This window comes from Candidatus Planktophila sp., assembly GCF_046070465.1.
Classification (GTDB): Bacteria; Actinomycetota; Actinomycetes; order Nanopelagicales; family Nanopelagicaceae; genus Planktophila.
In genome coordinates this window covers 1-9,117 of sequence record NZ_JBJTMK010000043.1, presented here as the reverse complement: position 1 = coordinate 9,117, position 9,117 = coordinate 1, and the positions used below count along the sequence as shown (strand labels likewise).

Here is a 9,117-nt window from a genome sequence, read left to right as displayed (position 1 = left end):
AAGCAGGGTCAATACTCCCCATTCGCACTGGAGAAGCAGATTGCTTCAATCTGGGCAGGAACAACAGGCAACCTTGACTCTGTTCCGGTTGCAGATATCCGTCGCTTCGAAGCTGAATTCATCGACTTCCTCGCACGTGAGCGCAAGGAAATCATGACCACAATCTCCGAGACAAAGCTTCTCGAAGATGAGACTGTTGCAAAGCTCCAGGCTGCAATCGATGAATTTAAGAAGCAGTTCAAGTCATCTGTGGCAGCAGCTGCAGTTGAAGCTGAAGAAGATCCGCTTGAGAAAGAACTTCAAGAGCAGATCGTGGCGGTGAAGAAGTAACCCATGGGTGCTCAACTCCGCATTTATCGCCGACGGATGCGTTCCGTTAAAGCGACTAAGAAGATTACGAAAGCTATGGAGCTCATCTCCGCTTCTCGTATCGTCAAGGCGCAGCAACGTGTAACTGCATCGACCCCGTATGCAAACGAGCTTACGCGTGCGGTATCTGCAGTTGCTTCTTACTCATCTGTCGAACATCCATTGACGACACCAAAGTCCAACCCACGTCGCGCAGCGGTATTAATTATCTCTGCAGACCGCGGTATGGCAGGTGCGTACTCAACGAATGCAATCAAGGAGGGCGAGCAGCTTGCTGCAAACCTTCGTGAGCGCGGTCTATCTGTTGCCAGCTACCTCGTAGGTCGCAAGGCGGTTAACTATTACAAGTTCCGCGATCGTGCGATCGCAGCTTCTTGGACTGGTTTCTCAGATAACCCAACATATGAGAATGCTAAGGAAGTTGCAGACACTCTTCTCAACGCATTTATCGAAGATTCAGCAGATGGAACCGGTGTCGATGAAATCCATATCATCTTCACAAAGTTCCGTTCTATGTTGACTCAGGAAGCTACTGCAAAGCGCATGATCCCGCTCGAAGTTACAGAGTCAGATGCAGCGCCAGTCGGTGGAGTACTTCCACAATACGAATTCGAACCAACAGCGGGAGAAGTTCTTGATGCTCTTCTTCCTCGCTACATTGAAGCTCGAATCTTCAATGCGATGTTGCAATCAGCTGCTTCAGAGCACGCTGCACGCCGCCGCGCAATGAAGTCAGCAACAGATAATGCCGAGGAGCTCATCAAGTCGCTTACACGTCTTGCTAACGCAGCTCGTCAGGCTGAAATCACCCAAGAGATCAGTGAAATTGTGGGCGGCGCAGATGCGTTGGCCTCAGCTAGTGCAGGGAGTGAATAATGACCAGTAAAGGCCGCGTAGCCCGAGTTATCGGACCGGTTGTAGACATCGAGTTCCCAGCGGACTCAATGCCATCAATCTTTAACGCGCTCCATGTCGAGACAACAATGAGCGGTACAACACGTACCTTGACTCTCGAAGTTGCTCAACACATCGGAGACAACCTTGTCCGCGCAATCTCAATGCAGCCAACTGACGGAATGGTCCGTGGCGCTGAGGTAAGTGATACAGGTGCACCAATCTCTGTACCAGTCGGTGATGTAACAAAGGGACACGTCTTCAACACTCTCGGAGAGTCTCTCGATGTTCCAACATCTTCATTGGATATCAAGGAGCGTTGGCCTATCCACCGCAATGCACCAGCATTCGATCAGCTCGAGTCAAAGACAGAGATGTTCGAGACAGGTATCAAAGTTATTGACCTTCTTACACCGTATGTAAAGGGTGGAAAAATCGGTCTCTTCGGTGGTGCAGGTGTGGGTAAGACTGTTCTTATTCAGGAGATGATTTATCGCGTAGCTGAAAACTTCGGTGGTGTTTCTGTATTCGCCGGTGTTGGTGAGCGTACTCGCGAAGGTAACGACTTGTTCCTTGAAATGACAGAGACTGGCGTTATCAATAAGACAGCCTTGGTCTTCGGTCAGATGGATGAACCACCTGGAACACGTCTTCGCGTTGCACTTTCTGCTCTTACTATGGCTGAGTACTTCCGCGATGTTCAGAAGCAGGACGTTCTCCTCTTCATCGATAACATCTTCCGCTTTACTCAGGCAGGTTCAGAGGTTTCAACACTTCTCGGACGTATGCCATCTGCTGTGGGTTACCAGCCAACACTTGCAGATGAAATGGGTCAACTTCAGGAGCGCATCACCTCAACACGTGGTCACTCGATTACATCTATGCAGGCAATTTACGTGCCTGCGGACGACATCACTGACCCAGCTCCACACACAACATTCGCCCACTTGGATGCGACAACTGTTCTTTCACGTCCGATCTCAGAGCTCGGTATCTACCCAGCTGTGGATCCACTTGACTCAACATCTCGTATCCTCGATCCACGCTACATCGGTGAGCGCCACTTCAAGGTTGCAAACCGTATTAAGCAGATCTTGCAGCGTTACAAGGACCTTCAGGACATCATCGCTATCTTGGGTATCGATGAGCTTTCAGAAGATGACCGCATTCTCGTAGGACGTGCACGTCGTATCCAGCGCTTCTTGTCACAGAACACATTCGTGGCGAAGGTCTTTACTGGTATCGACGGTTCATATGTTCCTATCAACGAGACAATCGATGCATTCGAAGCACTTGCAGATGGAAAGTACGATCACATTCCAGAGCAGGCATTCTTCATGTGCGGTGGTCTTGATGATGTAGAGCGCAACGCTGCAGAGTTGGCTAAGTAATAGCCATGGCTCTCAACGTCGCGTTGGTATCGCCAACAGAGCAGGTATGGACAGGTGAGGCGAACTTCGTCCTCGCTCGTACAACAGGGGGAGACCTCGGAGTACTTCCTGGCCACACCCCACTCTTTGGCGTACTAGTCGACGGCCTTGTCAGCATCAAGGTCGCTGACGGTTCAACAAAGGAATTCACCGTCAAGGGCGGATTCCTCTCAGTCAACAATGATCGCGTATCAATCCTGACTGAATCAGTAGTTTAATAAAGAACTCAACATACTTAGAAAGCGAACCCTCTCGCCGCGAGCCAAAGGCATCGCGAGAAACCTGGAAGGTTTCCAGAGGCGGTGAGCGGTAACTATGTTGAGTTTTTTATGCTCGAAAATTATTCGCGAGTGACTTTGGCGCCGAGGTTGCGTAGATCTTCAGCAAAGTTTGGGTAGCCACGATCCACATGGAAGGCACCATCGACTGTGGTCTCACCATCTGCAACAAGGGCTGCAAGAACCAGGCCAGCGCCTGCTCGGATATCGGATGCTTCTACGGGTGCGCCAGATAGCTGCGGAATTCCGTCGATAGAGGCATGGTGGCCATCAACGGTGATTTGCGCGCCAAGGCGAGCGAGCTCGTTGACGAACATAAAGCGAGATTCAAAGACATTTTCTGTCACGATGGCGTGACCTTCAGCGATTGCATTCATCGCGATAACAAATGGCAGTAAGTCGGTAGCAAAGCCTGGATAAGGAAGCGTTGCAACATCGATAGCACGAGGACGATGTGACATCTGAACTCGGACACCATCTGAAGTTGAGGTAATCACTGCGCCCGCAGAAGTTAACTTATCGAGCATGACTTCCATATGTTCGGCGACTGCACCGTGGATAGTGATATCACCTTGAGTCATTGCAGCAGCAAATGCCCAAGTGCCGGCGATGATGCGATCTGTAATCGTGCAATGGGATGTTGGATTAAGTTTTTCAACGCCAGTGATTGTGATCAGAGGTGAACCAATGCCCTCAATCTTGGCGCCCATAGAGACCAAGAATTCGCAGAGATCGACGATATCTGGCTCGCGAGCAGCGTTATCAATGGTAGTTACACCTTTGGCGAGAACTGCTGCAGTCATGATGTTTTCGGTTGCTCCCACTGATGGGAAATCAAGAACTACTTCGGCGCCGGTAAGTCCATGAGGTGCTTCTGCAATGACATAGCCATGTTCGATATGGGCTTTGGCACCGAGGGATTCGAGGCCCCTAATATGAAAATCGAGACCACGTGATCCGATTGCATCTCCACCAGGGAGGGCAACTTCTGCGATACCGATACGAGCTACAAGTGGACCCAAAACATTGATGGATGCACGCATCTTGCGGACGAGTTCGTAATCTGCGCGGTGGAGTGGTTCTGCTGGAACATCGATGGTGACCGTGGCATCGCCACCTGACTTGTTGCTGAGAACGACTGTGCAGCCGAGTCGGGTAAGCAGATCAGCCATGATGTCGACATCGGCAATATCTGGGACGTTTGAGATGGTTGTCTTACCTACAGCCAGCAGAGAGGCCGCCATAAGCTTTAAAACCGAGTTTTTAGCGCCTGTAACCGTTACTTCGCCCTTGAGACTGGCGCCGCCCACGATACGGAAGCGATCGTGAGTGTGGCCGTGGGTCATGGTGAAATCCTACTTCACGGGTAGCGGAATCTTTGAAGCCTATTAGGCTAGGCGCATGGTTAATCTCACTCGCATTTACACAAAAACAGGTGATGACGGAACTACTGCTCTCGGAGATATGAGCCGTACATCAAAGAACGATCCACGCCTTGAGGCTTATGCGACCGTAGATGAAGCGAACTGTGAAATCGGAGTCGTGCTCTCTACCGATGAATTAGCGGATGATGTACGCACGCTTCTGGTACGCATCCAAAACGATATGTTTGATGTCGGCGCCGATCTCTGCACACCTGTTATCGATGCGCCAGCATTTGAGCCATTGCGCGTACTGGAGAGCCAGGTAACTTATCTTGAAGAACAAATCGATAAGTACAACGCAGACCTTGAACCACTCCGATCATTTGTATTGCCTTCCGGAACTCCAGCTGCAGCACACCTACATGTGGCACGTACTGTTGTTCGTCGTGCGGAGCGACGTACCTGGACTGCGATTCACTCATTTGGTGGGGGAGTCAATCCTTTAACAGCAAAATACCTGAACCGTCTCTCTGACCTGCTCTTCGTCTTGGCACGAGTTGCCAATAAAGAAATTGGCGATCAGTTGTGGGTTCCAGGAGCCAATCGCTAGCAACCAACTGCTAGCTTTTCTTGTAGCTAGTTCCTGGTAAAGATTTATCGCGATCTTCATGGTGACAAATCACTGAAGAGATCTTTGCTGCTCCACCTTTTTCGACTGATTCCGGCGAAATCATCAGAAGTGTCTTCAGTTCGCGCTCAGTACTCGAGCTAAATGCAGAGTTGAGTTCGCCAAGTTTGTTTCCCTGAGCATCTGTTACCGTGGCAATTGCTTCCCACCAGAGACAGCCAGTCTCAGAGGCAACTTGAACTGCTCCGCAAATGTAAGTGGTGCACTGTTTAATCTGCTTCTCTAGATAAGAATTAGCTGAGATAAGCCCTACAAGCTCTTTAGCTGTTGGAACCTTGGCGTACACCTCGCCTTCAACGCTAAATCCTTGTGGTGGCCATGCCGCTTTGGGAGATGGTGTCACGCGAACTTTTGCGCGCTTCTTCTTGACTGCAGGTTTCTTCTTCACCACAGGTTTCTTTGTTGCCGTTGCTTTGGCAGTTGCCTTGGGTGTCGCCTTAACGGTGGCCTTCACTGAACTCTTTACAGTTGGCTTGGGCGTTGGTTTCTTCGTTGCCGCATGAGAAACTGGAGCAATCAAAGCGAGGGAGATAGCGAGAAAACCTGCACACGCTTTACCAAAACCAGATCGCCAAGGGGATTGGTTTAATCCCGATCCCACCTGAAGGTGCGGATTGCGAGGATAGTTCCCACGATAAGCCATATGCCAATAATGGCAAAAGTTCGCCCAGTCTCCCAATTGCCGACAATTTCACGCTTAGCAAAGTTCTCTGGCAGGAAAACAGAGCGCATTCCCTGAGTCAGCCACTTCAAAGGGAAGATTGCAGCCACTTGCTGCATCCACTTGGGTAGGTCGGTAAAGATAAAAAAGACACCACTAAAGAACTGCAGAACAATTACAACCGGAGAAACAATTGCAGATGCTCCTCGCGCATTCTTAGGAACACTGGAGAATGCAACACCGAGAATTGTTGAAACAAGTGAACCCATCACAAGAAGAGCGATAAAGAGCAACCACTTCTGATATTCAGTCGGAAGATTAACCTCAAAGAATGCAACACCTGCAGCAAGCAAAAGAACCACCTGAAGCAGCATGCTGACGGTTACGAGGATTGCCTTTCCAATAAAGTAACTCGTGGCGGGCATCGGAGTTCCTCGTAATCTTTTTAGCGCCCCCAAATCACGTTCGATGGGGATAAAGATTGCAATCTGCTGAAAACCAGTATTTACCAAGGCTGATGCGATCATTCCGGCAACAAAGTATTGAGAGAAGGTGACATTGGGTGCGATGGTGTTGCTAAATACTGAGCCAAAGATTGCAAGGAGAATCAACGGAAAGAGAAGCGTGAAGACGACAGATTCTCTCTGGCGGAAGAATTGCTTGAGCTCTAGTCCACCTCGTTTGATGCCAATGGCCAGTGCTCCAGGAAGTTGGCTACTCATGGGTGGCTCCAATCATGGAGAGGTAGATATCTTCAAGTGATGGGCGATGAATACTCAAATCTGGAATCTCCCCACCCAATCTCTTGCTCAACTCTTTTACAAATTCAGTAGGTGCATCCGTGGTCTCGCTCTTTGCGACACCGGCCTCGCTCCAGGAAACAGTTGCCTTTGCTTGAGAGCGACCTCCTAGAAGAGAAGGCGTCGAAACTTCGAGAATCTCTCCATGGTTCATCACGGCAACTCGATCTGCAAGTGCTTCTGCTTCATCTAGATAATGTGTTGTCAGAAGAATTGTTGTGCCTTCAGTCTTTAATTGTTTGATTAAAATCCAGAATGCACGACGCGCCTCAGGATCAAATCCTGTTGTGGGTTCATCGAGAAAGAGCAGCTCGGGACGACCGATAATTCCAAGCCCCACATCGAGTCTGCGCCGTTGCCCACCTGAGAGAGTGCGCGCGCGATTATCTGCTTTTTCAGTAAGCCCAACAAGTGCGATGACATCATTAACAGCTCGAGGATTTGAATAGTAAGAGGCAAAGTGCGTGAGCGCTTCGCGAACTGTGAGCTCTGCGGTGTCTTGAGTGCTCTGCAGCACGATTCCAATTCGATTGCGCCACTCAAGGCCAGCTTTACCCTTAATTGCCGGGTTGATGCCTAGGACTGAAATCTCACCAAAGTCTGCGGTGCGAAAGCCCTCAAGGATTTCGACGGTAGTGGTCTTGCCTGCACCATTGGGCCCGAGAATCGCAAAGATTTCGCCTGCGTGGATATCGAGGGATAAATCCTTGACCACTGCGAGGGCACCATAGCTCTTACGTAAGCCTTTAATCTCAATGATTGGCTGCATGGAGACACTCTACAACTTCGCCTGATTCACATCACCTAGGCGAAGGAATCGCTTCCGATTCGCTGAAAGTAGTAGATGTAAGGGAAGATAAAGCTGTGAGCCCGCGAAGAAATTATCCTAAGAATCGACGACCCAATACCGGTGTTGATGATGAAGTCCGCGGCGTTCCTTCTAATCAACTCTTTGAAGAAGATGATCAAGGGCTTTGGATAGTAAGAAAACTAACGGGGTCGGCTGCAAATAAACCATATCGCTGTCCTGGATGCGATCAATTAATTCCGATGGCAACTCCCCATACAGTTGCATGGCTAGATGGTGACGAAGATGGCCGTCGCCATTGGCACAATGCATGCTGGAGCAAGCGCAACAATCGCCGCCCTAATACTGAGCGCACCCGCAATGCGCCTCGTTACTAAATTACGAAAGTCGACCGCGTAGAACTGTCAGAAGCTTTACGACCAAGGAATCAATCTTCGGTGTGCGCTTAAAACTAGTAATCGGCAGCGGCAACTGGAATCTCGCACGCACAACAGAGCGCGGATATGTGAACTCGAGAAGACCTTCAGGACCGTGAATACGTCCATAACCAGAGTCCTTAGTTCCGCCGAATGGAATTGAAGCAACTGCTGCAAATGAAATGACCGAGTTAATAGCGACCATTCCGCATTGAAGTTGCGATGCGATCCAGCGACCTTGACGTCGCGACCAGACAGATGCACCAAGTCCATATCGAGATGCATTAGAGAGCTCAATTGCTGTCTCCATATCAGGTACGCGATTGATAACGAGAGTTGGTCCAAAAGTCTCTTCCGTTACAGCAGTTGAATCTTCAGGAACTTGCAGAAGAATCACAGGCTGAACAAAGCGATCGCCGACTGATTGAGTGCCGCCTACTACTGGAATTCCGCCACGCTTTTCTGCATCGCGAATGTGTGACTTAATAATCTTGAGCTGCGCCGGCATAGTTGCTGGACCATAGTTTGCAACATCGGGAGCCCCAGCATGGATTGTCTTTGCTAGCGCAATCACCTTTTCGGTGAAGATATCGGCAACATTTTCATCGACATAGACGCGCTCCGCACCAATACAAGTCTGACCGGCGTTAGAGAGCGCAGACCAGACGGTGGCTTCGACGGCTTTTGCGATATCGGCATCTCGAGCGACGATGACAGGATCTTTACCACCGCATTCTGCAATAACGGGTGTGAGAGATTGTGCGCACAATGCCGCAACTTTCTTTGCAGTTGCCGTTGAGCCAGTAAATGCCAACTTCTTGACGCCACTGGTACACAGGGCTGCTCCCGTTTCGCCAAAGCCAGTAACAACTTGGAAATACTCAGAGCTTCCTGCAACATGCTCGAACAGTTCAGCAAGCGCAACTCCAACGCCCGGTGTGTACTCACTTGGCTTAAAAACAATTGTATTTCCCGCAGCGAGGGCGTAGGCGATTGATCCCATTGGTGTAAAGACTGGATAGTTCCAAGGTCCAATAACTCCAACAACTCCAAGCGGGGAACGTTCGACGGTTGCAGACATATTGGCCATCAAAGCACCGGGGGAGCGATGAGCCGTACGGAGAACTGATTCTGCATTGCGGGCCGCCCAAGCAACATGGTGTGCAGCAAGAGTGATTTCTAACTTTGCATCAGAGTGTGGCTTACCTGTTTCCAGAGTTACCTGCTCGGCAAGAGAATCGATTTCACTCAGTATTAAGCGGCTATAGGCAAGGAGTACCTTGCGACGGCCCTTATGTCCTAGCGTGCTCCAACGAATAGCGGCATCTGCCGCAAGGGTGACTGCGGCATAGACATCTTTCTCAGAATGAATTGGAAATGTGCCCGCTATATCGCCTGTAACCGGGTTA

General features: G+C 50.0%; 10 protein-coding genes and 1 pseudogene. 6 read left to right on the top strand and 5 right to left on the bottom strand.

Translation table 11 applies throughout. The features are described from left to right. The 4 genes and pseudogenes from ACKOVI_RS02190 to ACKOVI_RS02175 all read left to right on the top strand — a co-directional run. Positions 1-330 (top strand): annotated as a pseudogene (locus ACKOVI_RS02190) (F0F1 ATP synthase subunit alpha); the annotation flags it as partial. A gap of 3 nt (positions 331-333) precedes the next feature. Further along, a complete protein-coding gene (locus tag ACKOVI_RS02185) occupies positions 334-1,245 on the top strand; it encodes a F0F1 ATP synthase subunit gamma (protein ID WP_509602378.1) in 912 nt (303 codons plus the stop codon). Then, entirely contained in the window at positions 1,245-2,654 is a 1,410-nt protein-coding gene (gene atpD / locus ACKOVI_RS02180; protein WP_509602376.1) for a F0F1 ATP synthase subunit beta, read from the top strand. The genes ACKOVI_RS02185 and atpD overlap by 1 nt, the downstream gene beginning before the upstream one ends. A 5-nt stretch (positions 2,655-2,659) precedes the next feature. Continuing rightward, positions 2,660-2,911, top strand: coding sequence for a F0F1 ATP synthase subunit epsilon (locus ACKOVI_RS02175; RefSeq protein ID WP_509602375.1), 252 nt, complete (start codon positions 2,660-2,662; stop codon positions 2,909-2,911). 122 nt (positions 2,912-3,033) lie between these two features. On the opposite strand, the gene murA is transcribed toward ACKOVI_RS02175, so the two are convergent. Continuing rightward, positions 3,034-4,317 carry a UDP-N-acetylglucosamine 1-carboxyvinyltransferase gene (murA, locus tag ACKOVI_RS02170; protein ID WP_509602373.1) on the bottom strand — a complete coding sequence of 428 codons (1,284 nt, stop codon included), beginning with the start codon at positions 4,315-4,317 and terminating at the stop codon, positions 3,034-3,036. Between the two features lie 55 nt (positions 4,318-4,372). Between murA and ACKOVI_RS02165 the strand changes: the two genes are divergently transcribed. Next, positions 4,373-4,945: a cob(I)yrinic acid a,c-diamide adenosyltransferase gene (locus tag ACKOVI_RS02165; protein WP_509602372.1), complete on the top strand. Its 573-nt coding sequence runs from the start codon at positions 4,373-4,375 to the stop codon at positions 4,943-4,945. Between the two features lie 10 nt (positions 4,946-4,955). Here the strand turns inward: ACKOVI_RS02165 and ACKOVI_RS02160 are convergent, their stop codons facing one another. Genes ACKOVI_RS02160 through ACKOVI_RS02150 form a run of 3 tightly spaced genes read right to left on the bottom strand, consistent with a single transcriptional unit; the run spans position 4,956 to position 7,253 of the window. Continuing rightward, positions 4,956-5,666, bottom strand: coding sequence for a hypothetical protein (locus ACKOVI_RS02160; RefSeq protein ID WP_509602371.1), 711 nt, complete (start codon positions 5,664-5,666; stop codon positions 4,956-4,958). Then, positions 5,609-6,406 (bottom strand): ABC transporter permease, encoded by a 798-nt coding sequence (locus ACKOVI_RS02155; RefSeq protein ID WP_509602370.1) that lies wholly within the window; start codon positions 6,404-6,406, stop codon positions 5,609-5,611. The genes ACKOVI_RS02160 and ACKOVI_RS02155 overlap by 58 nt, the downstream gene beginning before the upstream one ends. After that, positions 6,399-7,253, bottom strand: a complete 855-nt coding sequence (locus ACKOVI_RS02150; protein WP_509602369.1) for an ABC transporter ATP-binding protein — start codon at positions 7,251-7,253, stop codon at positions 6,399-6,401. Before ACKOVI_RS02150 ends, ACKOVI_RS02155 begins: the two co-directional genes overlap by 8 nt. Before the next feature lie 95 nt (positions 7,254-7,348). On the opposite strand from ACKOVI_RS02150, the gene ACKOVI_RS02145 reads away from it, so the two are divergent. Continuing rightward, complete coding sequence (locus ACKOVI_RS02145; RefSeq protein WP_509602368.1) at positions 7,349-7,669, top strand: Rv1322 family protein; 321 nt, start codon at positions 7,349-7,351, stop codon at positions 7,667-7,669. A gap of 1 nt (position 7,670) precedes the next feature. On the opposite strand, the gene ACKOVI_RS02140 is transcribed toward ACKOVI_RS02145, so the two are convergent. Next, positions 7,671-9,117: aldehyde dehydrogenase family protein (locus tag ACKOVI_RS02140; RefSeq protein ID WP_509602367.1), on the bottom strand; the 1,447-nt coding region annotated here is incomplete at its 5' end.